General features: G+C 55.8%; 28 protein-coding genes and 1 pseudogene. 17 read left to right on the top strand and 12 right to left on the bottom strand.

The window, feature by feature from the left end:
* Positions 1-456: 456 nt before the first annotated feature.
* Positions 457-1,356 carry a LysR family transcriptional regulator gene (locus G1E_RS22235; protein ID WP_029380371.1) on the bottom strand — a complete coding sequence of 300 codons (900 nt, stop codon included), beginning with the start codon at positions 1,354-1,356 and terminating at the stop codon, positions 457-459.
* Between the two features lie 133 nt (positions 1,357-1,489).
* On the opposite strand from G1E_RS22235, the gene glyA reads away from it, so the two are divergent.
* The 7 genes from glyA to pabB all read left to right on the top strand — a co-directional run bounded on the left by glyA (position 1,490) and on the right by pabB (position 9,664).
* The gene (gene glyA, locus G1E_RS22230) at positions 1,490-2,761 is read left to right on the top strand and encodes a serine hydroxymethyltransferase (protein ID WP_009683820.1); all 1,272 of its coding nucleotides are present in this window, start codon (positions 1,490-1,492) and stop codon (positions 2,759-2,761) included.
* Between the two features lie 58 nt (positions 2,762-2,819).
* Complete coding sequence (locus G1E_RS22225; RefSeq protein ID WP_009683819.1) at positions 2,820-4,145, top strand: D-serine ammonia-lyase; 1,326 nt, start codon at positions 2,820-2,822, stop codon at positions 4,143-4,145.
* 101 nt (positions 4,146-4,246) lie between these two features.
* Positions 4,247-5,149 (top strand): bifunctional methylenetetrahydrofolate dehydrogenase/methenyltetrahydrofolate cyclohydrolase FolD, encoded by a 903-nt coding sequence (folD, locus tag G1E_RS22220; RefSeq protein ID WP_029380372.1) that lies wholly within the window; start codon positions 4,247-4,249, stop codon positions 5,147-5,149.
* 11 nt (positions 5,150-5,160) lie between these two features.
* A complete protein-coding gene (gene purU, locus G1E_RS22215) occupies positions 5,161-6,057 on the top strand; it encodes a formyltetrahydrofolate deformylase (protein WP_009683817.1) in 897 nt (298 codons plus the stop codon).
* A 232-nt stretch (positions 6,058-6,289) separates the two neighbouring features.
* Positions 6,290-7,618, top strand: a complete 1,329-nt coding sequence (locus tag G1E_RS22210; protein ID WP_033690580.1) for a gluconate:H+ symporter — start codon at positions 6,290-6,292, stop codon at positions 7,616-7,618.
* A 95-nt stretch (positions 7,619-7,713) separates the two neighbouring features.
* Positions 7,714-8,277: a 2-amino-4-hydroxy-6-hydroxymethyldihydropteridine diphosphokinase gene (gene folK, locus G1E_RS27975; RefSeq protein ID WP_009683814.1), complete on the top strand. Its 564-nt coding sequence runs from the start codon at positions 7,714-7,716 to the stop codon at positions 8,275-8,277.
* Positions 8,278-8,320: 43 nt separating this feature from the next.
* Entirely contained in the window at positions 8,321-9,664 is a 1,344-nt protein-coding gene (gene pabB / locus G1E_RS22200; RefSeq protein WP_009683813.1) for an aminodeoxychorismate synthase component I, read from the top strand.
* 5 nt (positions 9,665-9,669) lie between these two features.
* Here the strand turns inward: pabB and G1E_RS22195 are convergent, their stop codons facing one another.
* The 3 genes from G1E_RS22195 to G1E_RS22185 form a co-directional block, all read right to left on the bottom strand.
* Positions 9,670-10,353: a serine acetyltransferase gene (locus G1E_RS22195; protein WP_009683812.1), complete on the bottom strand. Its 684-nt coding sequence runs from the start codon at positions 10,351-10,353 to the stop codon at positions 9,670-9,672.
* Positions 10,354-10,802: 449 nt separating this feature from the next.
* Positions 10,803-11,168 carry a histone-like nucleoid-structuring protein, MvaT/MvaU family gene (locus G1E_RS22190; protein ID WP_009683811.1) on the bottom strand — a complete coding sequence of 122 codons (366 nt, stop codon included), beginning with the start codon at positions 11,166-11,168 and terminating at the stop codon, positions 10,803-10,805.
* A 143-nt stretch (positions 11,169-11,311) separates the two neighbouring features.
* A complete protein-coding gene (locus G1E_RS22185) occupies positions 11,312-11,518 on the bottom strand; it encodes a hypothetical protein (RefSeq protein ID WP_009683810.1) in 207 nt (68 codons plus the stop codon).
* Between the two features lie 721 nt (positions 11,519-12,239).
* On the opposite strand from G1E_RS22185, the gene G1E_RS28465 reads away from it, so the two are divergent.
* Positions 12,240-12,410: a hypothetical protein gene (locus G1E_RS28465; RefSeq protein ID WP_157050342.1), complete on the top strand. Its 171-nt coding sequence runs from the start codon at positions 12,240-12,242 to the stop codon at positions 12,408-12,410.
* A gap of 441 nt (positions 12,411-12,851) precedes the next feature.
* On the opposite strand, the gene G1E_RS28460 is transcribed toward G1E_RS28465, so the two are convergent.
* From G1E_RS28460 to G1E_RS22160, 3 genes are all read right to left on the bottom strand, one after another.
* Positions 12,852-13,049, bottom strand: a complete 198-nt coding sequence (locus G1E_RS28460; protein WP_033690579.1) for a hypothetical protein — start codon at positions 13,047-13,049, stop codon at positions 12,852-12,854.
* A 65-nt stretch (positions 13,050-13,114) separates the two neighbouring features.
* The gene (locus tag G1E_RS22165; RefSeq protein WP_009683806.1) at positions 13,115-13,843 is read right to left on the bottom strand and encodes a metallophosphoesterase family protein; all 729 of its coding nucleotides are present in this window, start codon (positions 13,841-13,843) and stop codon (positions 13,115-13,117) included.
* 92 nt (positions 13,844-13,935) lie between these two features.
* Positions 13,936-14,331 (bottom strand): hypothetical protein, encoded by a 396-nt coding sequence (locus tag G1E_RS22160; RefSeq protein WP_009683805.1) that lies wholly within the window; start codon positions 14,329-14,331, stop codon positions 13,936-13,938.
* 370 nt (positions 14,332-14,701) lie between these two features.
* Here G1E_RS22160 and G1E_RS22150 point away from each other — a divergent pair.
* Positions 14,702-14,968, top strand: a pseudogene (locus tag G1E_RS22150) (transposase); the annotation flags it as partial.
* A 723-nt stretch (positions 14,969-15,691) separates the two neighbouring features.
* On the opposite strand, the gene G1E_RS22140 reads toward G1E_RS22150, so the two are convergent.
* The 5 genes from G1E_RS22140 to G1E_RS22115 form a co-directional block, all read right to left on the bottom strand.
* On the bottom strand, positions 15,692-17,311 hold the full coding sequence (locus G1E_RS22140; protein ID WP_043092171.1) for a DNA sulfur modification protein DndB: 1,620 nt from the start codon (positions 17,309-17,311) through the stop codon (positions 15,692-15,694).
* A 287-nt stretch (positions 17,312-17,598) separates the two neighbouring features.
* A complete protein-coding gene (locus tag G1E_RS22130; RefSeq protein ID WP_031642852.1) occupies positions 17,599-17,979 on the bottom strand; it encodes a hypothetical protein in 381 nt (126 codons plus the stop codon).
* Between the two features lie 24 nt (positions 17,980-18,003).
* On the bottom strand, positions 18,004-18,912 hold the full coding sequence (locus G1E_RS22125; RefSeq protein ID WP_366945892.1) for a SprT-like domain-containing protein: 909 nt from the start codon (positions 18,910-18,912) through the stop codon (positions 18,004-18,006).
* Between the two features lie 68 nt (positions 18,913-18,980).
* The gene (locus G1E_RS22120; protein WP_009683795.1) at positions 18,981-19,259 is read right to left on the bottom strand and encodes an HU family DNA-binding protein; all 279 of its coding nucleotides are present in this window, start codon (positions 19,257-19,259) and stop codon (positions 18,981-18,983) included.
* A gap of 65 nt (positions 19,260-19,324) precedes the next feature.
* Positions 19,325-19,612 (bottom strand): hypothetical protein, encoded by a 288-nt coding sequence (locus G1E_RS22115; RefSeq protein WP_131201113.1) that lies wholly within the window; start codon positions 19,610-19,612, stop codon positions 19,325-19,327.
* A gap of 418 nt (positions 19,613-20,030) precedes the next feature.
* Between G1E_RS22115 and G1E_RS22110 the strand changes: the two genes are divergently transcribed.
* The 8 genes from G1E_RS22110 to ssb are packed head-to-tail and all read left to right on the top strand — an operon-like array spanning position 20,031 to position 25,676.
* Positions 20,031-20,315: a hypothetical protein gene (locus G1E_RS22110; RefSeq protein ID WP_009683793.1), complete on the top strand. Its 285-nt coding sequence runs from the start codon at positions 20,031-20,033 to the stop codon at positions 20,313-20,315.
* Positions 20,316-20,323: 8 nt separating this feature from the next.
* Positions 20,324-21,256 (top strand): recombination-associated protein RdgC, encoded by a 933-nt coding sequence (gene rdgC / locus G1E_RS22105; RefSeq protein WP_009683792.1) that lies wholly within the window; start codon positions 20,324-20,326, stop codon positions 21,254-21,256.
* Positions 21,257-21,261: 5 nt separating this feature from the next.
* Positions 21,262-23,337: a DNA cytosine methyltransferase gene (locus tag G1E_RS22100; protein ID WP_009683791.1), complete on the top strand. Its 2,076-nt coding sequence runs from the start codon at positions 21,262-21,264 to the stop codon at positions 23,335-23,337.
* Positions 23,327-23,557 (top strand): hypothetical protein, encoded by a 231-nt coding sequence (locus G1E_RS22095; protein ID WP_009683790.1) that lies wholly within the window; start codon positions 23,327-23,329, stop codon positions 23,555-23,557. Before G1E_RS22100 ends, G1E_RS22095 begins: the two co-directional genes overlap by 11 nt.
* The gene (locus G1E_RS22090) at positions 23,554-24,090 is read left to right on the top strand and encodes a hypothetical protein (RefSeq protein ID WP_009683789.1); all 537 of its coding nucleotides are present in this window, start codon (positions 23,554-23,556) and stop codon (positions 24,088-24,090) included. Before G1E_RS22095 ends, G1E_RS22090 begins: the two co-directional genes overlap by 4 nt.
* Complete coding sequence (locus tag G1E_RS22085; RefSeq protein ID WP_009683788.1) at positions 24,087-24,770, top strand: hypothetical protein; 684 nt, start codon at positions 24,087-24,089, stop codon at positions 24,768-24,770. Before G1E_RS22090 ends, G1E_RS22085 begins: the two co-directional genes overlap by 4 nt.
* An 8-nt stretch (positions 24,771-24,778) precedes the next feature.
* The gene (locus G1E_RS22080) at positions 24,779-25,198 is read left to right on the top strand and encodes a hypothetical protein (RefSeq protein ID WP_009683787.1); all 420 of its coding nucleotides are present in this window, start codon (positions 24,779-24,781) and stop codon (positions 25,196-25,198) included.
* A gap of 28 nt (positions 25,199-25,226) precedes the next feature.
* Positions 25,227-25,676, top strand: a complete 450-nt coding sequence (gene ssb / locus G1E_RS22075; RefSeq protein ID WP_009683786.1) for a single-stranded DNA-binding protein — start codon at positions 25,227-25,229, stop codon at positions 25,674-25,676.
* Positions 25,677-25,687 lie beyond the last annotated feature (11 nt).

Here is a 25,687-nt window from a genome sequence, read left to right as displayed (position 1 = left end):
GACCGTGGTTGCTACCGCCGCCGAGCGCTGGGGCATCGGCGGAGCGCACCTCGGGTTGCTGGGTATGATTCATCGTTTAAGCTTCCTTGTAGTTATTTTTGGCAGCTAAACAAAGGGGAAGGCCCATTATTTTATATTGTATACGATTGTTTCCAATCTGCACCCTGCGCCGTTTCCGGATTGCTCCGGTACGCGCCGTGAAATCCGTTTTCCTTCTCGCCGGTCAAGCGGGAAAGACTATCCCTCTACCAATTTGGTATATGAAGCACCGTCAGACCTACCGAATTACTGAATGTCAGGATCAGCAATTGAGTGTGCCCAACCGAGAGTCTCCTCCCGGTTGAGATCAACCTAGCGCCTATAGAAAAAGAAAAAAAGCGAATAATTTTACAATATTACGTAAGCTAAGCTTACGAATGCGGCTACACGCCACTATGATGTTGATTTTTAGGGGGGTCACCGAATCTCAGCCGCGTGTTGCTCTAGGCATTGTACGAACACCTGAAGCGCCGGGCTCCTCTTCTCACCCTTGCGAAATGCAATGGATATGCGGCGCCGAATCTCTGGTTCCAGTCGACAAATTCGTGTGCCCTGTAAATCTTTACGAGCCCTAAGTCCAGGGAGTATGGCAATCGCGCACCCCTCGCTAACTAACGCTCTGGTAACCTCGAATCCCTTGCAACGCGCGATGATGTTGGGCGTGTACCCTGATTTCTGGCAAGCATCGGTCAACATCCTGGTGTAAGTGGAGGAGGCTGTATCCATCACCCAGTTTTCATGCTCAAGATCCTGCCACGTGACAGTCTCCATCACTGCTAAGCGATGATCAGGCGACATCATCACGTTGAACACGTCTTCGATGAGTGGTGTGATTTCGATACTGGGGTCAAGCAGGCCGGGTGGTACGTTCAAGTCATCGATCAGCGCAATATCTGTCTGCCAACTGCGCAGAGCATTCATCCCTTCCTCAGGCTCCATTTCCTCAAACAGCACCTCCAGGCGAGGATGAGTGGCATGGAGTGTTTGAATTGTCTTGGGCATCAACGCTGCTGCAACTGAGGGAAATGCAGCAATCCTCAGGTCTCCAGCCACGACCTTTTTCAACTCGGCCATATCGGCCCTAGCGGATTCGAGCTCTTCAAAGATCCTATTGGCTCGCTCAACGAGCTTTCTGCCAGCGATGGTCAGATCTACGCCTCTCCCGCGCCGTTCTACCAGATCGATCCCCACCTCCTGCTCCAACAGCGAAATCTGCTGGGAGACAGCGGATGGCGATACGTGCATCGCTTCAGCAACGGCTGCCATGGTCTTACGTACCGCAAGCTCTCTCAAGGCACGCAACTTACTGATATCCATCAAGTTTCCCCTAAAAAGCGACATCTCAGAAAATCATTAAGTATTGCTTACGTATTATTGAAATATTATTCGCTTTTTTTGATCTGGGACAGGGTATAGGTTTGAAAAAAACCCCAACAAAGGTAACGCCGTAATGACCCACTCCTACTTCAACGACAATCTTGCTGAGCGCGACCCGCTGATCTTCAAAGCTCTCCAAGACGAGAAAAAACGTCAGCAAGGCCAGATCGAACTGATCGCCTCTGAGAACTCGGTGAGCTTCGCCTCTCTGGAGGCCATCGGTTCGGTCATCACCAACAAGACCGTTGAAGGCTACCCAGGCAAGCGTTTCCACGGCGGCGCTGATTTCGCCGACGTTGTCGAGCAAGCTGCCATTGACCGCGCAAAAGAACTTTTCGGCTGCGGCTTCGTGAACGTGCAACCACACTCCGGCACCCAGGCCAACCAAGCTGTGTTCTTTGCACTTCTGCAACCAGGCGACACAGTATTGAGCCTGGATCTGGCTTCGGGTGGGCACCTGAGCCACGGCGCAAAGCCGAACCAGTCGGGCCGTTGGTTCAGCATCGTTTCGTATGGCGTAGATCGCGAAACTGGCCGAATCGACTACGACAACGTCGAAGCTCTGGCCTTGGAGCACAAGCCGAAGCTCATCATCTCGGGTGGCTCGTCTTACCCACGTGAAATCGACTTCCCGCGTATGCGAGAGATTGCCGATAAGGTTGGCGCAACTTACCTGGTGGACATGGCCCACTTTGCCGGACTTGTCGCTGCTGGAGTGCACCCTTCGCCGATTCCACACGCAGACATCGTGACCTGCACCACCACCAAGACCCTCCGTGGTGCTCGCGGCGGCTTGGTCATGACCAACCGCGAAGACCTCTTCAAGAAGCTTCAACCGGCTGTTTTCCCAGGCGTACAAGGCAGCGCACACCTGGCAACCATCGCCGGTAAAGCAGTGTGCCTCGGTGAAGCTCTGACCGATGAATTCAAGACCTATGGTGCAAACGTCAAAGCGAACGCTCGCCTGCTTGCAGAAGTTCTGCAGAAGCGTGGTGTACGCATCGTCAGTGGCGGCACTGATACTCATGTTGTTCTGGTAGATGTTTCGTCCAAGGATCTGACCGGTCAGCAGTCGCAGGACGCGTTGTCGGAAATCAACATCACCTCGAACAAAAACCCGATTCCGTTCGACAGCGCCAAGCCATCAGAGTGGAAAGGCCTGCGCCTGGGTTCGTCAGCGGGTACTACTCGAGGTTTTGGTGCCAAAGAGTTCGAAGTCATCGGCAACCTGATCGCAGATATCTTCGATGCACAAGTTGCTGACGAAACTACCCGTGCCGCCGTCATCGCGAAGAGCCGCGCAGTAGTTGCCAAACTGGTTGCCGACTTCCCAATCTATGCCTAAGGGGTACATGGCGGATGCCTAGACCATCCGCCTCACTCCACGCTGTAGGAAAATAAAAATGAGCGTTCAACTTCCCAATGATCCAGCGCGTGACGATGTCCTGGCTGGCCGACCTGCGCTTTGGCTAAACCCGAACCTGAAAGCCAACGGCATTGCTGACCAATCGCTGCCGATCCGGGCTGCTCAAGTTAAAGAGGCCGAAGAAAACTGGCAGCTGCTGGCGCCAGTGCTGGAGACGTGCTTCCCCGAACTCAAGGCATCGAAGGGCCGGATCCAGTCCAAGCTGATCGAAGCCGAAGATCTGCGTGGTGCTCTCGGGTATGGCACTTCGGAATACGGTCGTGTCTTCGTCAAGGCAGACGGGGACTTGCCCGTCGCGGGTTCGATCAAAGCACGTGGTGGCGTTTATGAAGTCTTTATGCACGCCAAGAAGATGGCTGAAAAGCGCGGCATCCTGACTCCTGGTGGCGATATTACCGTCCTGGTGGGAGAGCAGGCCCGCGCTCTTTTTGCCCAGCACACCATTGCCGTGGGCAGCACAGGTAATCTGGGGCTGAGCGTTGGTATTGCCGCTCGCGCTCTGGGCTTCCGAGCAGTGGTGCACATGTCGTCGGACGCCAAACAATGGAAAGTTGATCGGCTCACACGCCTGGGCGTGGAGGTCGTGCAGCACAAGGCCGACTATACCACTGCAGTCGAACACGCTCGCATTGATGCAGAGGGCGATCCAAGCATCTACTTCGTGGATGATGAGCGCTCGGAAATGCTGTTCTTCGGTTACAGCGCTGCTGCCAGCGAGCTGGCAGTGCAGCTCAAAGAGCAGGGGGTCACCATCGATGAAGACCATCCATTGTTCATCTACCTGCCATGCGGTATTGGCGGTGCACCCGGTGGCGCGGCATACGGACTGAAAGCTATTTTCGGCGATGCCGCTCACGCTTTCTTTGTTGAGCCGGTTCAGTCTCCATGTGCCATGGTTCACATGATGAGCGGTTCTAAAGAGCTGATTTCGGTGTATGACGTTGGCCTGACTAACCGAACTGAAGCAGACGGTATGGCGGTTGCCCGTATGTCGGAGTTCGTAGCGGATGTCATGAAGCCAATGCTGTCCGGCGTTTTCACTGTCGACGACGACGACTTGTTCCGCTGGCTCTGGAAGGCGCAAACCACTCAAGCAATTCGCCTTGAGCCATCAGCTACTGCAGGCTTTGCCGGCCCAGAGTTCATCGTGAACAGCAATCAAGGTCGTGCTTATCAAGAAGCTCACGGACTGAGCAATAAACTCGCTCAGGCAACACACGTCATTTGGACAACTGGTGGCGCTTTCGTTCCTGAAGAGCAATTCAAGGAATTCATGGCGCGCGGAGCTTTACTGGTCAAATAAGACCAGAGCTCTAAAGGGGGTGGCAAACAACACCCCCACTCCTCAAATTTGCGCCAATGAAAACCAATCACGCCAGTCAATGACGTTGAGGTGTTAGTTTCATGAACAATCAATTCTTGGCCGACCGTATCGACGGGAAAGGCTTTGCAGCCAATCTCGTGGACAAACTTACGGAAGAAGTAACCGAGATTAAAGAGCAAACAGGACTCATTCCTGGCCTGGCTGTTGTACTTGTTGGCGAGGATCCAGCAAGTGGCGTTTATGTAAGTGCCAAACACCGCCAGACATTGGCCATCGGTATGCAGTCGTTCGTTCATAGGCTGCCCGCTGATACAACCCAAGCTGAGCTAATGGGTCTCTTGGACGAGCTGAATGCCGCTCCGGAAGTTAATGGCATTCTCGTGCAACTACCTCTTCCTGCACACCTTGATACCAACGCGGTTATCAATGCCATTGATGCAGACAAAGATGTGGATGGTTTTCACATCCTGAACGCTGGCCGTTTGGCCACAGGCCAAGACGCCTTGGTTCCCTGCACCCCGCTGGGCTGCTTGATGATGCTGAAAGACCGTTTGGGCAGCTTGGCCGGAATGAATGCTGTAGTTGTCGGCAAATCAAACATTGTTGGTAAGCCAATGGCCCAGCTGCTGATGGCCGAGAACTGCACCGTGACCGTCGCGCACTCCAAAACGCGAGATGTCCCTGCGTTGTGCCGAACTGCCGACATTTTGGTGGTAGCGGTAGGGCGGCCTGAGATGGTGAAAGGCGATTGGATCAAGCCAGGCGCTGTCGTTATCGACGTAGGTATCAACCGCATTGAACGTGATGGCCGGTCGCGCATCGTCGGCGATGTTGCATATGACGAAGCAGGGCATGCATCGGCGATTACACCAGTACCAGGCGGTGTTGGCCCGATGACCATTGCGTGCCTGCTGGCCAACACTGTGACCGCGTTCAAGCGTCAGCACAAAATCGTAACCAAAAAAGAAGCTGTTGCTGTTTAAGGTGATCCCAAATGACCAAGACTAAAAATAATTATGTACTGCGAGTAACTTGCCCTTCGATCCGTGGCGTCACAGCTGACATCACCAGCTTCTTGTCTTCTCGCGGCTGCAACATCCGCGACAGCGCACAGTTCGACGATGAGAGCACCAACCACTACTTCATGCGTATTACCTTCCGTTCGGAAGAAGGCCAGTCGCTTGAAGATCTGAGAAAAGAGTTCCAACCCCTTGTTGATAAATACAAGATGGAGTTCGAATTCTTCGATGAGCGCGCCAAGCGCAAAGTCATTCTGATGGTTTCCCGTTTCGGCCATTGCCTGAACGACCTGCTGTATCGCTGGGGCATCGGCGCCCTGCCAATCGATATTGTCGGTGTGATCTCCAACCACCTGGATTTCCAAAAGGTGGTCGAAGGGCATGGTATTCCCTACCACCATATTAAGGTGACCAAGGAGAACAAGGCTGAAGCTGAAGCAGCACAGATGCGCATCGTCCGCGAGGCGGGTGCAGAGCTGATCGTACTCGCCCGTTACATGCAGATTCTGTCTGACGAAATGTGCCAGCAGATGTCGGGGCGGATCATCAACATCCATCACTCGTTCCTCCCGTCGTTCAAAGGCGGCAGCCCCTACAAGCAAGCCTTCGAGCGAGGCGTGAAGTTGATCGGTGCAACCTCTCACTTCGTCACCGCCGACCTGGATGAAGGCCCCATCATCGAGCAAGACATTGTTCGAATCACCCATGCGCAAAGCCCAGAAGACTATGTCTCCTTGGGTCGAGACGTAGAAAGCCAGGTGCTGGCACGGGCCATTCATGCCTACGTGCACGGGCGTGTGTTCATGAACGAGAACAAGACGATTGTGTTCCCGCCGTCGCCTGATTCGTACTCCTCTGAGTCTATCGGTTGAGATGAGCGCGTCCCGCGCTCGTTTCGCCATAGTACCTAAGTGTTTGATCAAAAATTGGTGTAGGTGACTTGTACCCTCTTGGACGTCAACCCAAGGGGGTATTCCTACTCGTAAAAATTGAAATTGCAAGTTGAAGTAAGCCATGCCTAATCAATAAAGCTTCGGCACTTTACCTATCTCATTTATAGCTGCCCAAATAAAGAAAACAAGGTGCGAGGCATAGAAATGCAAGCTGTTAGGAGTTCTGTTTTCCTCCATTGCACTGATCATCTTCTTGATCATGAAAGTACGACTTCACGCTTTCTTGGCGTTGATAATCGCGTGCTTTGTCGTCGGCTTCGGCTCCGGCATGCCGGCAACTCAAATCGTCAAATCACTGGAGTCGGGAATAGGCGGAACCCTTGGGTTCCTGATCGCCATCATCGGGCTCGGCGGCATCTTGGGCAAAATGCTTGAGGAGTCAGGCGGGGCCGAGCGGCTGGCCAAGACTCTTCTCGACAACTTGGGATCAACACGGGCCCACTGGGTCATGGCTATCGTCGGCGCTATCGCTGGCATTCCTGTGTTCTTCGAGGTTGGATTCGTACTTCTCATACCTTTGGTGTATGTGGTGGCCCGCGAAACCAAGATCAACTTGATGTTTCTTGGGATCCCACTGGCCATCTCTCTGATGACCATCCACTGCATCCTCCCCCCCCACCCGGCTGCCATGGCCATCACTGGTATGCTACATGCCGATGTAGGTACCGTGATTCTTTACGGCCTTATGGTCGGCATTCCGACCATGATCATTGCCGGGCCCATCTGGGTGAGTCTGTTCTGCGGAAAAGCAGCGAGCGAAAAGCAGCAAAGCTTCTTGGAGTCGCACGGAAAGCACTTGCCTGCTGAACGGGCACTCCCAGGCATCGGCATTACGCTGATGACCATCGCCTTGCCACTGATCCTGATGGTCTTCAAAACCGCTGCTGCTGGCCTACCGGCTGACTCTCTGGTACAGCATGTCGCGCAGTTTGTGGGCAACCCACTGACCGCCCTGATGATCTCCGTCGCCTTTGCCTACTGGTCTCTTGGCTTGCGCCAAGGCCGCACCATGCAGCAACTGCTAGAGATTACCCAACGCGGTTTCCCAGCGCTTGCAAACATCATCTTCGTGATCGGCGCCGGCGGGGCTTTCAACGCCGTCCTTATCGAGAGCGGCGTTGGTAAAGCGATTTCGAACATGCTGGCCGGCACTGATATCAACCTGATCATCCTGGCATGGTTCATCGCATGGCTGATGCACTTCGCCGTGGGCTCGGCAACTGTGGCCATGGTAAGCGCTGCGAGCATGATCAACCCAATGCTGGCCGCTGACCCTCACCTGAAACCGGAAATCTTGGTCGTCGCTATTGGCGCCGGCTCCATAGGCTGGGCACACGTCACCGACTCGGCATTCTGGGTCGTGAAGGAGTATTTGAATGTCTCGCTGTCGGAGGCACTCAAGAAGTTTACCGGAGGAACCGTTGTTGCCTCCCTCGTTGCACTCCTGGCCACCCTGATACTGAATTACTTCCTAGGTTGACTTTAGCCATTTGCCATTGACGGCCTCCTTTCCCAACCTATTTGACGCCAAGCGGAATGGACGTCAAATAGGTAAGCACCTGGTGAATTGAAACTATGCCAACACATTATGTTTATCTCGGCCTTGGCAGCAATGTAGAGCGGGAAATCCACATTGATATGGCCCTGTCGATGCTTGAAGAACACATCGACCCTCTGCGCCGTTCGCCTATCTATGAAAGCGCCTCGATAGACCCTCGACAATCCCCGTTTTACAACCTGGTCGTAGGGGGCAGTACCGACCTCAGCCTGGCCGAACTCAACGCGTGGATCAAAGACATCGAACTCCTTCATGGGCGAACCAGCAGCACTCAACGCTTCATTCCCCTTGATATCGATATCTTGCTGTTTGATGACCTCGCGGGCCTCCATGAGGGGATAGAGCTCCCCAGAGCAGAAATTCTCGACCGGGCGTTCGTGCTCTATCCGTTGCAGCAACTGGCCCCACACCTCAAGCACCCAGGCCTCGGCATTTCATTCGCCGAGTTGTGGCGTCAGTTGCAGCCAGGGCCTCAGCTGTCATCTGTACGTTATCCCTTCGGTGTCAGCTCGTTTGCTCTTACAGTGCAAGCCGGGAGATTTCCGCTACCGGGTGATCCCTGCCAGCTCGCAGCGATATAGCCCGATCAACGATCCACACGTCTTGAACTCGCTGGAGCCTTGTATGCAGCCTTTTCACGTGCATCCTCTCCCTTACTTGGCAGACCCCACCGTCTTTTTCGCAGTTATCCGTAATGCCCCTGGGGCTGTTCTCTTTGACTCTGGTCGCCCAACGTCCCAACGAGGCCGCTACGATCTGATGAGCGCCTGGCCGATCAGAAGCTTTCAACCGTATGAAGGTGAGTCTTCAGCAGCATTCGCAGAGCGTTTACGGGCTGCGCTCAAGAGCCTCGGGCATAGGCGCCCAGATGAAGAGTTGCCATTCACGGGCGGCCTCATGGGGTATCTCAGCTATGACTTTGGCCGAGCAGTGATTGGTCTCAAGCCGTCGGAGAGGGTGCAGATCCCAACTGCCCTTATCGGTCTATACACCTGGGCCCTAGTATCAGACCATCAAACGCGCCAATCACGACTGATCTTCAATCCGGCTGTAAATAACCAGGAACGCAAAAGCATCATTTCGCTGTTTCAATCGGGCACGACAAGGAAAACAGACGAGCCTTTCACATTGGGCGCCAAGTTTACTCCGACCGTTACCTACAACGCTTACGAAAATGCCATCTCCAGCATCCATGACTACATCGCAGCGGGTGACTGCTACCAAGTGAATTTCACACAGAAGTTCTTTACCAGCTATTCGGGCAATCCATGGCGCGCCTATGAAATCCTCCGAAACCATTGCGCAACCCCTTTCGGTGGCTACATCAACCTGGGTCAGCATGACGCCATAATGAGTTTTTCACCCGAGCGCTTCATTCAGAGCATCAATGGGCGGGTTGAAACTCGACCTATCAAGGGCACGATGCCTAGGGGCCGGACAAGCGCTGAAGACCAACACTACGCAGAAAAACTGGCAGCCAGCGAAAAAGATAGGTCTGAAAACCTGATGATCGTTGACCTGCTTCGTAACGACATCGGGAAGAACTGCAGATCCGGCTCAGTCAGCGTCCCTGAGCTGTTCAGCATCGAGTCATACCCAAACGTTCATCACCTGGTCAGCACTATCCAGGGCGAGCTAGCCGAGGGCAGAGATCCGATAAACCTGCTGTTCGATGCGTTCCCCGGTGGATCGATCACGGGTGCACCGAAGAAGCGCGCCATGCAAATCATCGATGAGCTGGAAGCGACTGAGCGCAGCATCTACTGCGGCTCTATGTTCTATCTCGACACAGCCGGCCATATGGACAGCTCGATCACCATCCGGACACTGCTCGCCAACAGTGGGACGATCAGTTGCTGGGGTGGTGGAGGGATAGTGGCCGAGTCGACCGCCCAGGGTGAGTATCTAGAGTCCGTGACGAAGATCCGAAACCTCCTGAAGTGCCTGGAGAGCTACTTTCTACCGTAATCAACCTAGTTCACGACATCAGCAACAGATTCAGTGAACAGGGTGCACTCCGGCAACGTGACGCCCTTCTTGACGATCACGCCTCCACACAACACTGACTGAGCGTGAACAGTGACGCCCCGCTTCAACACCGGGCTTTTGCATGCCCCTACAGGGCTGCGAAGGACGCTAACCGCATTCCAAAGCGTGACATCGTCTTCGATCACCACACCGTCATCAATCACCAAGCCTTGGCCATGGCGGACAACTACACCTTTGCCGATCTCCGCGCCAGGATGAATATCGATTCCCCACACCTGAGCAGCCCAGTTCTTCAACATCATGGCGTTGTGGTGTTCGAGATTGAGCCAGAGCATATGACTGATGCGATAGAGCTGCAGAGCCTGGAAGCCTGCACAGGAGGACAGCGCGACATAGTGATCGACACAGGACGGATCATCTTTTACGAAACGCTCGAGATCAGCTGCAGACTGCACAGCGATTGCCGGCTCAGAGCGGAGCAGCGCCGTCAGCCAGGCCTGCAGCTTGTCTCCGCCCAGGTGCCTCAAGCTGAACCCGAGATTGGCGCCCAGAGCTGCCTCGAAGCAGTCATGTTCGAGAACGCGGTACTCCACATTCCATCGCATAACGGGGTTCCAGCCCGCAAACTGCTCAGCTTGTTGCCTGAGCGAACGCCATACCTTGCTCATGTGGCCTCATGAATTTCAGAATCAAGGAGATGATGAGTTAATGTGGCACGTAGTTCCACAACAGTATAGCTTAAGTTTCCTTAAGCATTAGGTAAGAATAGCTTACCAAAAGGAGGAACCTACCCAAGCCTTACGCTGATGAGTAATTTTGAAGCATTAAGGATGTGAGGTGCCGCAGCGCATCATAATCTTCTAAGGACTATCAAATTTGAGAACTTCCCCGGCACTCTCATTAATACTGCCTATTATCCACAAAGTGCTGTCCAATAGCTGGGCATAAAAAACCGCCACAAAAGGCGGTTTTTCAATGGTCTTGCACGGGGCCTCCGACTCTCCTCGATGGGGTTTTAGTTGCCCCGAAAGAGTTCTCTTCTTCGGTGAGGTTTTGATGTCGGACACTTACCAGATGAGGCTACCTAGGATGCCATCATCCTGTTCAGGCGCGTTGTTCACTGGCGCCACGACTCCACGGTCTCAGCGCCGTGTTCGGCCTTCCAAGCTTTGAGAACTGCGTGGTTACCACCTTTGGTTTGCACCAATTCACCGCTATGTGGGTTTTTGTAGACCTTCACCTCACGTGGCTTGCGGGATGGCTTTTCTTGCACTTGAGTAGCCTGACGGCGAGTGCCTGCTTGCGGATCAAGGATGTTGATTACGTCCCGAAGGGTGTAGCCATACTCACCGAGCAGAGCGCGCAGCTTTTCCTCAAACTCCATTTCCGCCTTGATTGCGGAATCACCTTTCATAGCTTCCAGCTCTGCGAGCTGCTGAGCGAGTTGCTGCTCCAAGCGTCGGAACTCGACGAGACGAGACATATGCTTGCTTCCTAAATGGTTGTTTCAAGAAGAGGATAGTTTGTCATATTCGACTGCTACATCGAAGTGAAAATGTACGGCCCAATTGGGCCTAATGCCAAACTCATACTTAGGAATGCCAGTCGACTAACCAGTATCATCGTTCAATGACTGGTCGCTGCCGGGCCGCCCAGAGCCTGAAGCTGATAGTCCGTGACCGCCTGGAAGCGATGCTCAGCGAGCAAACGCAGCCGCTCAAGCTCAGCGCCAGTAATACCGCCATTCTGCGCCTGGTGATACGCCTTCAACGCCTCGACGGCTTCCGCGTACATCGGATGATCATGAGGAAGCATTTTGCTGAGGTCTTTCATGACTGCTGCTCCAATGGACAAAGGTTCCGGGTGGCGTGAGCTCAAGATTACTCAGGCTTGAGGGCGTTGAGTATGTCGGTCATCCCTCTCTACCACCCCTATATTCTCGAGGATACAGCTCACGAGCTCTGGGTGTTGGCCAGCTGCCTGAAGCTCTTTGGCCAGCCGTTTCAACTCAGCAGATTCTTGGCTCGTGAAGATCAAATCGCAATAATGAAGGTCTGCGGTAACCTCATTCATCCTGGCCTGATTATCCTTCATGGAAGATACCTGGGCTGGGCAAGAGCTATCGGCCACTAGGCCAGCCTAGACCGCCCATTGGTGCCTTCAAATTGGCCTCGAACGGGCTCGGAAACGGCGTCACGGCCACCGAGGCCGTAATAAGGGCTGCTCAAAAAAAATCTAAGCCGCTCTGCATTTGAGGTCAACAGAAAAGCTAGCCGGCCTAGCGGCCGGATAAGCGATTTTTTTTACGACGGCTCAAGCCAGGAGACATCGTAGCCTTTGATCAAAGAAGCATCAAAAGCCACTCGACCTTCATGTTGATAGCGAAAAGAAAAAGCAAAGCAATAGAAGCAGCTGAAGGTTATTCGACGAGTGACGGGGGAGAGGTGGGAGAGAGCAGCTTTTTTTTGATTACAAATAATATACTCCGTCCCGCAAAAAAAATTTCAAGGGGGGTCTTTGAAAAATATTTCGGAAGTCGCCATTTCAATGGCTCATGGCCATCAACTACCTGCAGGATCTACCTAAGAGCGGAACCCTCAACGATCCCGCTTCAACCCCTCCCCCTCGTGGAGTTTTCTATCCGCCCAAAGGCTTCATCGGCCAGGAAGGCGTCCGCTTTTTCTTCGAACATCATGCCGAGCCATCGCGCTCGCTTGATGCCTGATAGCTGAGTGAAGAAACAGCTTTCGCAGAGGTGCAACTCGTACACCTCACTGTGGTGTGTCGCCCCGTCACCCCATGCCCCGTGCAATGTTCCAAACTGAAAATCGCCCTCGCGCCCCCGCGTGGAACACCCACAGCCGTCACACGTGACGTCAACAATTTCGTTGGGTTCATGTAATCGCGTGAGCTTCATTTCATACCCCACTCTTTAACTCGCTCATCAGGACTCAAGCCATACACTCAGTGCCTGGTTTTCGAATTCTCACCAGCGCAGTCGCCAGCCCAATCGCACACCACATAGACACTGCGTAGGGTTCGGACAACCAGGAAGCCCTGAAGCTCTTGGGAGTCGAGGACGATTGATGTGATGATCGACGACCCATCCTCGAAGCGACGCTCGCGATCGCCGAAAACGATCCCTTTGAGGGATAGCTCACCGGCCTCATATCGCACACTCGACAAGTACCCCGTTATCTCGACCCCAAAGGAACGTTGCATTGCCTTTGCGACGCTGCTTGACCACATCACTCAGGTAAGCCGTGATGGGCATAGGGTACTTCTGAGCCATTGCCCGGATGACCCGCTTGAGTTGAAAAGTCGAGAGCTCTTCACCGCAGTATTCCTTGATTTGATCTGCCATTTACACTTCCTGTTCATGCACCTAAACCACACCAATGCACTTGGTGCTGATCGCTTAAGCGACCTTCAAATATCGACGGTGAACTCTGAAGAAAACCCCGAGCGCTCACCCGGATACCCTTTCGGATTGGAGACCACACGACAGCCAGAGACGACTGTGTCCACCGCGTGATGCGTATGGCCAAAAATCCACACGTCGGCCTGCGCTACCAAGTCGTACCATGTATTGAAATAAGCAGCCCCCAAGTGACCCTCATGACCACTCCCGGCAACCTCAGGGATAGGGCAATGGTGCGTGACCACAACGGTCGAACCGTCAAAGCTCTTGGCGAGCTCTGAGGCCAGGTAAGCACGAGCAGCAATGTTTCGGGCAATGAGGTCGACCGGGCGAAGCTTGCTGTAGCCCGTTCCGACGCGGATCCGTTTGAAGTCAGTCATCCACTCTGCGCATTCCCGCATCGCGGCCCTGTAATCGCCGGTTGCGGTGTAATCCGTCCAAGCCGTAGCGACCAAAAAACGGACGCCGCCAATGACGATGCTCTGGTTGTCCAGCACATGCACGTGGTGCGCAGCGGCCTCACGCATTTTGGCCAACGTCCGATCAACGTTTCCGCCGTAATGCTCGTGGTTGCCACAGGCATAAATCACCGGGCAATCGAAGACCTCATTCGCCCAATGCACACCCCGGCTACGCACTGAAATGTCGCCCGCCAGTACAACGAGATCCGCGTCTACTGAAGGTGGCTGGAAGTCAGCAAACTCCAGGTGCAGATCTGAGAAAACCAAAACCTTCATACGGAACCCCGTACTCCACGCTACGGAAGGCAAAAAACGTCGCCCATCTAAGGCCACCCAGAGGGGGCCGGGCTCAAAAAATCTGGAATGCTCTACGGCTGCAACGACAAAACCAGCTCGAGCTTCGCCTGCTTCCGGTAACCATCACCGACGAGAAGGTAGATCGTGCTTCTCGTTTCAAACATGCACGGGTGCTCGAACGAAACCGCATACGTAGATCTCACCCAGGAGCGCGGTGCAAAACGCCTCCGGCTGTCATGGATCACGTCATGGGCAAAGATCACCATGGGCGCGATTCCATTCGGCAACGGCTCGACCTCTTCCGGAGGTAGTTCGACCAGAATCCAGCGCTGCACCAGGCAAAACGCTTTACCTGAAAAGCGTTCGTGCGCAGCTTGAACCAGGTCAACTCTCGTACCTGTCCAACCCTCCAATAGCTCCCCAGCGCCGTAAAGAAACTCCGTTACCTCATCCAACGAGATGACCATGATTCAGCCTCTCGCGCTCGAATAGACGTGGCCATCACTCGTGACAAATTCGTACACCGGGGTCGGCTGGGTACCATCCTTGATCCGAATTTCGGAGAGCAGCTTCATCGAGAACTCGGATTGATTGGTCATCGCTGGAGGGGCGAGGAGCTGGACTTTGTTAACGCTTAAAAAATCCACTGCATCCCCTTTGCAGAGGGAATCAACAACCTCAACGCTCGACACCAAACGCACGGAGGGGCCTAAACAGCCATTAACGAAGCCACTTCCTTCAACGACAAAGTAATAGCAATCAGGATTGAGGCTTGCTGAATCCCAAAACAAATTCAGGCTGTCCAGAGCTAAAAACTGCCCTCGTAGTTCGGTTCTTAGCGGTGGAAAGCAGCGTTTGGGGAGTATCACCAAAGCCGGGGATGCCTATTTACGGAGTCTACTGGTGCTCGGGGCTCGATCTGTAATGGCCAACCTGGGCGATAAACAAGATACATTCAGTCGCTGGATCCGCAATCTGATTGAACGTCGCGGTTACTGGCGTGCGGCCGTCGCGATTGCCGCCAAGAATGCAAGGATGGCCTGGGCCGTCCTGCATTACGGCGACACGTTCAAGCTTGAGCAGGTAGAACCAACTGGTGCGTAGGCCCTGGCTTCCTATTGCTCAACTTTTAAGGCGTCAGGGTAGAACCATGAGCAGATAAAAAGAGGATCAATGTGCACTGCCGTCGTTGATGTGAAGCGGGTTGGACCTACGTGGGGTATACCTGAAAATCGTATGGGGAATTCAGTCCCGGTTAGCGAACGAGGTCCTCACGTGCGTCTTTCATCAGGGTCCGAGCCATCAGCTCAATATGACCGTTTGTAGTACCGCAGTCCTTCACCTTCTTACGTCGATCCGGCACGCGCAGCAGTGCAGCAATACAGAACACAATCGCTATTGCGCTTGCGCTCAATGGGGAAGCCCTTGTAGTACGATTTTTTCCGAATTCTGAGGCGCCCCCGATATGAGGGTTTTCACTCCGCCCGTGCTTCTCTCAATCGGGAACAGCAGGATGTGGACACTGTCGCTTGCTTGAAGATCGAGACTGGCGATAACAGGCGGGTTCTCGCGGCCTAACTCACACGTCGAGCTGTGCTCATTTTGGGACTGCGATATGGGGGTTGGGGTGCCAACTTCGGTCGTCACGCGACTGTTCACCCCCTCGCCCTGCACTGTGAACTCCACCAGCGACGGTTCGGCCCCCACAGAAACTGACGCAGCCATCAAAATCAACCCCATACTTGCTGCTGCTCGCCTCATGAAACTCATTTGCCATACCTCGTGATTGTGATTGCTTTGTAGTGTCTTTTCTGGGGAGCAGCCTCGCTATTGCGAGGCTTCAACTCGGGCGTTCACAGCCGCTAAGTCCTCAGGTAGGGAGAGGCCGGCGATCTTCAGAAGTGTGGCAGCAGTGGACTTCGTACCGTCGGTAGTCTTCTGCATCTTGCCGAGCACCACGCAACGGTTTTCCCACATAGCGTCGCCTTTGCTCGTTTCTACAGCAGCAAGGCGCTGCATGGAATGCCACCGGGCGCGGCTCGGATCTATGACTTTCGCATCGCGGTCGATTGGCGTCAGGTAGGTACCTGCGAACAGCGCTTCCCGACCAAAAATCCCCAGCGCCTCCAAGAACACCGCATGACCAATAACCATGACTTCTCGCACATCAGCCGCGGGAATCCCGCCACTGATCATGTGGGCCCATTGAGGCAGATGTTTTCCGCACTCCTCCAGGAATTGACGAACCAATCCCTCGATCCCATGCAGGCGTGTTTCGTCGACCAGGCCGATGGTTCGCTCGCTGACACCGGTGAGCAGGGTAACGAACTTTTTGAACGCCACCAGGCTCCATAGCTTGTACGAACGCTGCCCAGGCGTCGCGTTCTCGAAGTCGATGCGTTTTTTGATGTTGGGCATGCCGTTGAGCAGTTTCTGGATCCAGGCGTTGTAGGGATTTCGGTGGTCGTACAGCGCGTTGATGGCAGACGATGGTTTGACCGCCTTGCTGTTGATGTCAGCGAAGATCTGCTGCGAGCGTTTTAGGCCCTGGTCGAAATGAATTTGTACCGGCGCCGTCTCGTTCTGCAACGTGGTGTCGCCCTTGAGAGCCAGTTCGATCGCGTAGCGCCGATGCTGGCCATCGTTGATCAACATGGTCGCGCTCATCGGGATGTGGAGCATGCCGAGTTGAGGAATCCCCTCGAACGGTTCGAAGGCCATGGCGATGTCGACGCTGGCAGTCAACGCCGGCAGGACGTACTCGTCGCGGTTGGCCAGCATGTATTCGCTGATGTCCTCTGCCCGCTTCTTGTTGAGGGCACGCTGTGCCCTCAGCTCCGCCGGCACCGCCTCTTCTTCGTCAAAGACGAATAGTTTCGCCAATATCGGATAGGGAATCTGGGCCAAGTAGAACTCGCCACGTGCCTGCACGCCGCGGACTGCAGGCACGGAGAAACATGGCTCGTTGCGGATCATATCGATGGCCTTTTGCGCCTCGTACCCGCGTGCCCGCAAATGCGCAGCCTCCTGCTGCTGGAGCACATGTTCCTGGTGCTCCTCGCGAACTTCCTGCTCGTAGCGCTCGCGCAGCTCGTCCAGGGTGAGGCCTTCCTGCTGCAGGTAGAAACCCGCATCATCGGCCAGCCGGTCCGGCTTGCCCGTGAGTTCCATCGAAAGAATCGCTGCCATCAGCCGCTTGCAAAAGGCCCGACGCTGCTCGCGGTCGTAGTCCTCGATCAGCTGCTCAACGATATCGCCCTTGCGAAGCGCGTTTTCCGAATGTACTGCGATGAACGCGCTCTCACTGTGGATAGCGCGCTTGCGCTTGTTCAACTTGTCCCGGGCGCTCATGGCAGCGACCATGTCGCGGTGGACTGACACGACCTCTCCCCGCGAAATGGATTTGTCTAGAAAGCAGGCTTCGCGAGCGATAACAACGTCGTACATGAGGACCTCCAGCGAGAATGAATTCGACGGAGGAATATTGAACCCCGGTTCAATCTATAGCAAGTGCTATTTTGAACTGGACTTCAATTTTTTAACGGTCGGGAGACCCCGAACGGCATCATCCCAGTGCGCTTCCCGATCGGGATCATTGCCGAGCTTACTGATCCAGGCAGGCGACAACGACCAGCGCTCGGCGAGCGCTAGCCCAGTCCATCCCTTGCGGCGATACTCGCTCTTGAACTGCTCGGGAGTCATTCTGTCAGCCATAAGAGCCCCTTCCGCCTGAGTCAATCATTGAGCTCGACAACGGCAACGCCAGTACCGACCACCGCCTGGAAAGCAGCAGCATCCAGCGCTTGGTATTCGCCGCGGTGCAGGTGGACACGAATCACCGGGTCAGCTCCGCCAGAAGAGATCAACGCCAACGAACGCTCTAGCAATTCGCGCAGTTGCTCGGTCGGTCCGCCCTCAGGACCTGCAAGACGGGTATAGAACACTGCAGTGTTCTCAACGGTCGGTTTCGCCTTCTCGGCCAGTAGCGGACACCAGGTGTCCGGCCCCATGATCTGAATGCCGGCCTGATGGAAAACGCCCGATGCGGTTTCCAGGGTGAACTCATGAGTCGCTCCATACTGCATAGTCTTCTCCAGTCTTTTGAACATCGCCATGGGGCCAACAGTTTGAACTGAGGTTCAATCAGCAGCAAGAGCTTCCTGGGTAGAGTCTGCAGACAGCTCCAGGACAACCAAGCGCTCCTCGCATTCCTCACAAATAACTTTCAACCCTGGCTTGCCCCACATGTTTAGCCGGCAGCCTGGGCAGGAATATTTCAGCCTGTTGCTCCTGTCACCTGGTTGCCTCACTGACACATCGAGACTCGCCACTGCTGCTGGGGCCTGATAGGCCAGGGCGATAGCCGGATCCAGCTCGTCAGCTATTTCGTCTACGCCGGCGTCCAAATCATCGTCCCCCTGGTAGTCCTGACTTGCCGGAGGCATCAGCGATGCTGGCATAAGCGACATCGGACGCGATGGTCCCCTCACGTCGACCGGGAATCGGTCCATCCACGAGATGGCGAACCCTCTTTTCAGCAACTCCCGGGTTGCGACATCGAACCGACCGCCAGGTATGACGTAGTCGTTCATCGACTGCCCTACCCTCTTGCCGCCAGGCTTGCCCGTGTCGGAGGGCATCAAGCCCAGAGCCTCCATTTTGTTGGCCCACTCTGTGTTGTGGTAGCAGGCTCGACTTGGCTTTCCAAAATGGTATTGCCAGAGGTGCACCATTTCATGCACTAGCGTCTGTAGGATCTCGACCAGGGGAATCACTGCGAAGTAGTCGGGATTCATCGCAATCTCATCCGCCTTGATCCCATCGCGGCGAATGAAACGGGCCTGAGAGAAATACCCCATGGTCCGCTTTTCGCGCTGATATGTGATCAAGCACGCCGGCAGCCGCTCCTGGCTCGCGAACAAATGGTCATTGTAGAAATCGTAGGCAGCCTGCAGCTCTGCATAGGCTTCCTCGGTCGGCCGTCTGTGGCTCACCAGCACCCCCGCTGCTTGCAAGTCTGTAATGTGCAATACAGAAAAAACATTCAAGTCTCTGTATTGTGCAATACAGAAACCACGCCTGAAACAAGGCCCCGAAGGGCCTGGCTCTACATCTATTACTGAGCGTTCACTGCACGCTTCAGCGGTTCCCCCGGGGTGAATCTCACCGCCTTCCTGGCTGCCACAGTCACAGGCTCACCAGTATTCGGGTTGCGTCCGTTTCGCGCAGCACGGTCGACAACGCTGAACACGCCGAAACCGACCAGGGAAATACTCCCTTGACTGACCAGCGCACTCTGTATACCAGAAAGCACGGTATTCACGATTTCCGATGCTTCTGCCTTGGTTAACCCGTGTTTCTCGGCGACAAGCCCAACAAGCACAGCCTTGCTCATCCTCCGCTCCTTTGTTCGTCCTGGCTCAGTTCCAACGGAAAACGCCTCACAGCCGCGGCCAACACTCAGGAAGTCGCGCTTTCCGTGATTCCAAGCAGCTTGTTGATGTCTGCTGGCCTACAGCCAGCATACTCTAGAAGTTGATCTATTGCAGGGTACCTCTCGCCCTTTTCGGCTTGGTAGCGCTGAATTGTGGCATCCAGCACGAGCATTGCTGCAGATATCGCCAGTGACTGCTGCCGCTGCTTACCCGGCGCTCGCGCAGGAATTTTCAGCGTTACCTGGCATTTCTCGAAATCGAGAGCCGCATCGCCTACGAGGACGCAGGAAATCTTCAAGTTGTCTTCACCCACGTCAAAACCTCCGCGCACTATGACAATACGCATTAAAACCATTTTTCCACCAAACCGCCACTCTACTTCTCTCCCTCATCACTGAAAGCTGCCTGCGCGATACCTCGCCAATGACCGCTGAAACGGCCTCAGGCCGCCCTAGACATGGTGTAAATATGTTATTTACACCATGTCTAGCAGTTATAATACAACGAAAGTTGACAGATGCCCGCCCATTCGCTCAAATCAGGCGCGGATAGTCTAACGATAGTCAAGGCATGGCCAGGTGATTGGCTCACGTTGAAGCGTTACCGGTGATCGGAGCAGGAAATCCCTGCTTCGGTAGAAATCAGCCGATTTTCTAAATTTCCTTGCATCGTTGTTATTTTTGCGTATTGTCTGCGATTATAGCACAACGAAAGTCAAAAGGAGATCACGCATGAAGCTTTCGCAGCTCGCCGGGCTCTGGTCGAAGGACAGGGGGTTTATCCAGTTCTTGAACGAAGAATCTGCTTTCCGCTCGGAAAGCTCGCCATTTGGTCTGGCCAGCGGTGATCGGGATCCCGCTGACCTGATCCGTGCCAAATGCTCGATTTCTTCCCGCCGGGACCTGGACACCGACAAGGCAGCTGCTGCGATCTTCAATCGCGAATTTCGTCACCCGTACATGGCTTGGGCTGCAAAAACCAGTCGGACTCAGCAAGCCATCCGCACAACGTTCTAGGAGCTGTCATGTTCTTCTCTAACCTGTTGCTTTACCGCCTGACGCAAGACCTCGCGAAAGATCTTGGAATCGATGGCGAATCGCTCGCCCATGCGTTGAAGTCGAAGCCAGCTCGCGCCTGCGGCAGCCAAGAACTCACTACCTACGGCTTCATTCCTCCGCTGGGCAAAGGTGAAGATGCTCCGCTCGTGCACGAAAGCAGCGGCTTCTACCTAGTGGCGGCTCGGAAAGAGGAACGCATCCTTCCCGGCAGCGTCGTCCGTGACGCATTGACGGAGAAAGTGGAAGAGATCGAGACCGAGCAAAGCCGCAAGGTCTACAAGAAAGAGCGCGACCAACTCAAAGACGACATCGTCCAGGCGTTCCTCCCTCGGGCCTTCATCCGCAAAGCAACTACCTACGCCGCGATCGCTCCACCTTTGGGACTGATCATCGTGAACGAGTCGAGCGCCAAAAAGGCCGAAGATCTCCTCTCGACACTTCGCGAAGCTGTGGGCTCTCTGCCGGTACGACCGATAGCGGTGAAGGTGGCCCCCAGTGCCACTTTGACCGATTGGCTGAAGAACCAGCAGGCCAGCGAAGGATTCTTCGTCCTGGACAACTGCGAGCTAAGCGACACCCACGAGGAAGGCGGCACCGTTCGCTGCAAACGTCAGGACCTGACCAGCGACGAGATCCAGAACCACCTTTCCGCAGGCAAGCTCGTCACGCGGCTGTCGTTGGCCTGGAACGACAAACTCAGTTTCACCCTGGACGAAAAACTCACCGTCCGCGGTCTCCGCTTCGAAGATCTGCTGCAGGAACAGGCCGAGCGCGATGGAGGCGACGATGCTCTATCCCAACTCGATGCCAGCTTCGTTCTGATGATGCTCACCCTGAGCGAATTCGTTCCGGAGCTGCTGGATGCCCTGGGCGGCGAAGAACAGCCGCAGGGGATCTGAGCGATATGACTGCCTATATTCACCCCAAGATCCTTACCCGCGAGATTCGCCATTTCCACCTGTTCTGCGGGCTGGGCGGTGGAGCTAAAGGTTTCAACAAAGCCAACCCTCGCGTAGGGAACCTCCAAGGCAAGTTCCGCTGCATCGGTGGCATCGACGTCAACGCGGCAGCAATCCGGGATTTTGAACGCCTCAGCGGATCTCGCGGAACCGTCCTCGATCTCTTCGATCGTGATCAGTTCAAGGACTTCCACGGCAAAGAGCCGCCGCGGGAGTGGCGCGAAGCCACTGCGGCAGATATCCGTCATGCGGCCGGCGGCGAATACCCCCATATCGTCTTCCTCTCGGCCCCCTGCAAAGGGTTCAGCGGACTGCTGTCGGAAAACCGCAGCAAGACCGCCAAGTACCAGGCATTGAACCGTCTAACCCTACGTGGCGTATGGCTGATGCTGGAGGCCTTCCAGGATGACCTCCCGGAGCTGATCGTTTTCGAGAACGTGCCTCGCATCCAGAATCGTGGCCGCCGCCTCCTCGATCAGATCGTTCAACTGCTGCGCCGCTACGGGTACGCCACTGCCGAGACGACGCACGATTGCGGCGAGCTCGGTGGCCTCGCTCAATCCCGTAAACGATTCCTGCTCGTCGGCCGCAACATCAACAAGGTGCCGGACTTCATCTATGAACCTGTGAAAAAGTCGCTTCGTTCGGTAGGCGATATCCTGGGCCGTATGCCTCTCCCCGGCCATTTCGACGGCGGTCCAATGCACCGCGTACCGAACCTGTTTTTCAAGACTTGGTTGAGGCTGGCCTTCGTTGAAGCGGGCAAGGACTGGCGATCGCTGAACAGGCTGAATGTCGAAGACGGCGTGCTGACCGACTACTTAATCGTACCCGAGCAGACCTGGCGCGATGGTGCCCTTGGTGTTCACCGCTGGGATTCCCACGCCGGGACCGTTACCGGGCGTGCCGAAGCCACCACGGGGCGATTCAGTGTTGCGGACCCACGCCGCTTCGACGCCATGCACAACGGCATTCTGGGCGTTCACGAATGGGCAGATCATTCCGGCACCGTCACGGGTAATTCCCGGCCGATGACTGGCGCCTTCGCTGTCGCGGATCCGCGACCGGAAAGCAAAGCCGAGTATGCGCAGTATGGCGTCATGCACTGGGGAGACACTAGCGGCACGGTGACCAGCCAGCGCTCGCCTGGCCAGGGCACCTTCAGCGTGGCTGACCCGCGCCTGTCTGCAGACAGCAGCACTCACAAGAACGTCTTCCGCGTCGTCCGCTTCGATCAAGCGTCCGGTACCGTTACCAGCGGGCATGGTCCAAGCTCAGGCGGCCAGGCAGTGGCGGATCCTCGTCCAGGTTGGAATCGCCACAGTAACAACCTGGCAGTCCTGGAATGGGAGAAACCCTCGTCCACAGTCATTGCCGGCGGCAAGGGCGTGCAAGGTGGCCAACTCTCCATTGCGGATCCTCGCTATACCAACTGGCATCCTGGTGCGAGCAGCCGAAAGCTCGGCGTTACACGCTGGGACGAAACTTCTGGTTGCGTCATCGGTGCCCAGCAGGTTGCGTCAGGTGCTCTCGCGGTCGCTGACCCGCGCCCGGGCCTGGACCGCAAGAAAGGCGACAACTACCTGACTGCCGGTCACTACGGCGTGGTCCCTTGGGACTCGCCTGCAGGCGCGGTATCCGCAGCAGCAGGCCATGACAACGGATCCTGGTCGGTAGCTGACCCAAGGATCCCTGCAGATAACGAGCGCGTTGTGGCTCGGATCATCGCCCCTGACAACACCTGGCATCGTCCCTTCACCACGCTCGAACTCTGTGCGCTCCAAAGCCTGATCGAGCCGGAAGAGTATCTGGAACTCGACGGGCTCTCCGATGGTGACTGGAGGGAGCGGATCGGCAACGCGGTGCCCCCGGATGCAGCCGAAGCGATCGGCGAGGCGTTCGGTACCACCCTACTCCTGGTCTGGAGCGGGCAGACCTACTCAATCGGCAAAACCCCAATCTGGGTACGCAACAGCCTCGCAGCGCTGTCCGTTGCCCAAGGAGATTTCAATGTCCAGTAACCATGCCAACGGCCGTATTCGCTACTTCGTCAACGACACCTCGCGCAAGGCACTCGCGGCTGCAGGGCGAGGCCCTGCGCGAGAGGCCCTGGAGAACGGTTTCCGAGAGGTATCCCAGGAAGAGCATCGCCAGTTCACCGCAGAGAATGCCCGCCTGCTGCAGGCAGTCCTCTCGAACGTAACAACGTACCTTCCACTAAAGGAAGAGGTTGCGGCATGACCCAGGTATCGATTCCTGAGCAGCAGCTTCGTCTGCTGCATCACACGCTTGGCCTTCGCCCCGACCAACGCGAGTCGCATCGGAACCATTACTTGGCCGGACCAGGGCATTACGCGATGCCGGATCTGGAGGCGCTGGTCAAAGTGGAGTTGATGGTTGTCGGCCGGACACCGGCATTCTGCGACCCCACCGACGTGGTGTTCCACGTCAGCGAGGAAGGCAAGCGATATGCCTTGCAGCATTTGCCGCTGCCGCCGAAAAAGACCAAGTTCGCGGAATACCTCGACTGGGACTGCTGCGAAAGTTTCGGCGATTGGTTGCTTGGCGGGATGAAGCCAAAAGTCGAATGGCGCGAAAGCGGAGGGAAATTTGAGTACCGCATGTACCGCTGTCGGCATAGCGAACAGCACTCGGAAGTGAAGGGAGAGTGGTGTCGCACCCAGAAAGATGCCAAAGCCAGCTACAAGTCCGCCCTGCGGCAGCACCGCCAAACCATGAGCCAGATGCGCTCGGCAATGCAGAAGGCCGCATGAAGCCCTCCAATCAGCCCGACTTCACCCACCGCGATCTGTGCGACATCGCGGTGAAATGGCTTCAACGGCCAAACAGCGCCGGTGGTCCAGGCTGCCATGTTGCTGTCAGTGAGTGCCGCACGGGCTGGACCGGGGAAATTCCCGACGCAATCGGCTTCCGCGCCGCGGGATTCGAAGACGGATCCATCGTCATCGAATGCAAGGTCAGCCGCTCTGACTTTCTCGCGGATCGTCGGAAGTCTCATCGGGTGTCGGGAGGCGTCGGCAACTGGAGATACTTCTTGGCCCCGGCCGGTGTGATCCAGGCGGACGAACTCCCTCAAGGGTGGGGCCTCCTGGAAGTGAACCGACGTGGCCACGTCAAAGCCCTCGCGGGCGTAGCCGCCTATTACCGGTGCGGCTACGACGAGCTGCGAGAGCAAACCGCCGTGTGGCGTCACGAGGCCGATCGTGACCGCGAGCAATTCCTCCTGGTGAAGGTTCTTCATCGCGCCGGCAATCCCGAAACGGCCAACCGGAATCTGCAGATCGCCTTCACCGAGAACCAGCGCCTGAAGCAGCGCGTCAACGAGCTCACCGAAGAGATCCGCTCCGACCGCCTACGCCGGTTCTCCAAACCGCCTCGAAACGAACAAGCAACGCCCCGATCGACCACGCGCTCCGTCCCCTGCGAACTGTGAGGTAACAAATGAGCAGCTTCGTCAATGTCATTTTCCGATTGCCCGAGGATCCGGCCGAGGCCCGAGCCTTCTTGGACTCCATCGGGGAAGCCTTCGAGAACGACAAACCCCTGCAGGGTGCGCTGATCAGCTCCGCCTCTCTACTTCCCCAGGACGGCAGGGTAATCGCTTTACCCCCGATTTCTGCGCCTGACCTGCTCGCTCCCGGCCTGCAGGTAGCAGGCGCGATATTCCGCCAGATCGCGCAAGCCTACCGACGCGACCATGAGCGCCTGGTGGCAGCAGGCGCTGACCCACAGAGCAACAAACACCTGCTGGACGCCGAGATGATCATCCGCATCGCGCTCAAGCAGATGAATCAGGAGACCGAACGTCTCCTTTACAAGGCATCCGGCGAGCACGCTGAGGCCGAATCTTCCTCCACCTGAGCTTCACTCATCCGATAGGAGCAACACCATGGCACGAGGCGTCAACAAAGTGATTCTCGTCGGCAACGCCGGCGGCGACCCGGAAGTCCGCTACACCCCGAACGGCAACGCCGTAACGAACATAACCCTGGCCACCAGCGAAAGCTGGAAAGATAAGCAGACCGGCCAGCAGCAGGAGCGTACCGAGTGGCACCGCGTAGTGTTCTTCGGCAAGATCGCCGAAATCGCGGGTGAGTATCTGCGAAAAGGGAGCCAGTGCTACGTCGAAGGCACTCTCCGCACCCGCGAGTGGGAAAAAGACGGAGTGAAACGCTACACCACCGAGATCGTCGTCGACCAGGTGAATGGCCGACTTCAGCTGCTCGGCGGTCGCCCTCAAGGCCAAGGCGAAGAGCCCGCTCAGCGGCCGCGACCGCAGACCCCACCGCCGTCGCAACAAGGTACTCCGCCAGACTTCGACGACGACATCCCGTTCTGAGGAACCCCAGA

Source organism: Pseudomonas sp. TJI-51 (assembly GCF_000190455.2).
In the GTDB taxonomy this organism is placed as follows: Bacteria; Pseudomonadota; Gammaproteobacteria; order Pseudomonadales; family Pseudomonadaceae; genus Aquipseudomonas; species Aquipseudomonas juntendi.
Note: the sequence above shows the minus strand (reverse complement) of the source record. Positions and strands in the feature narration are given on the sequence as shown.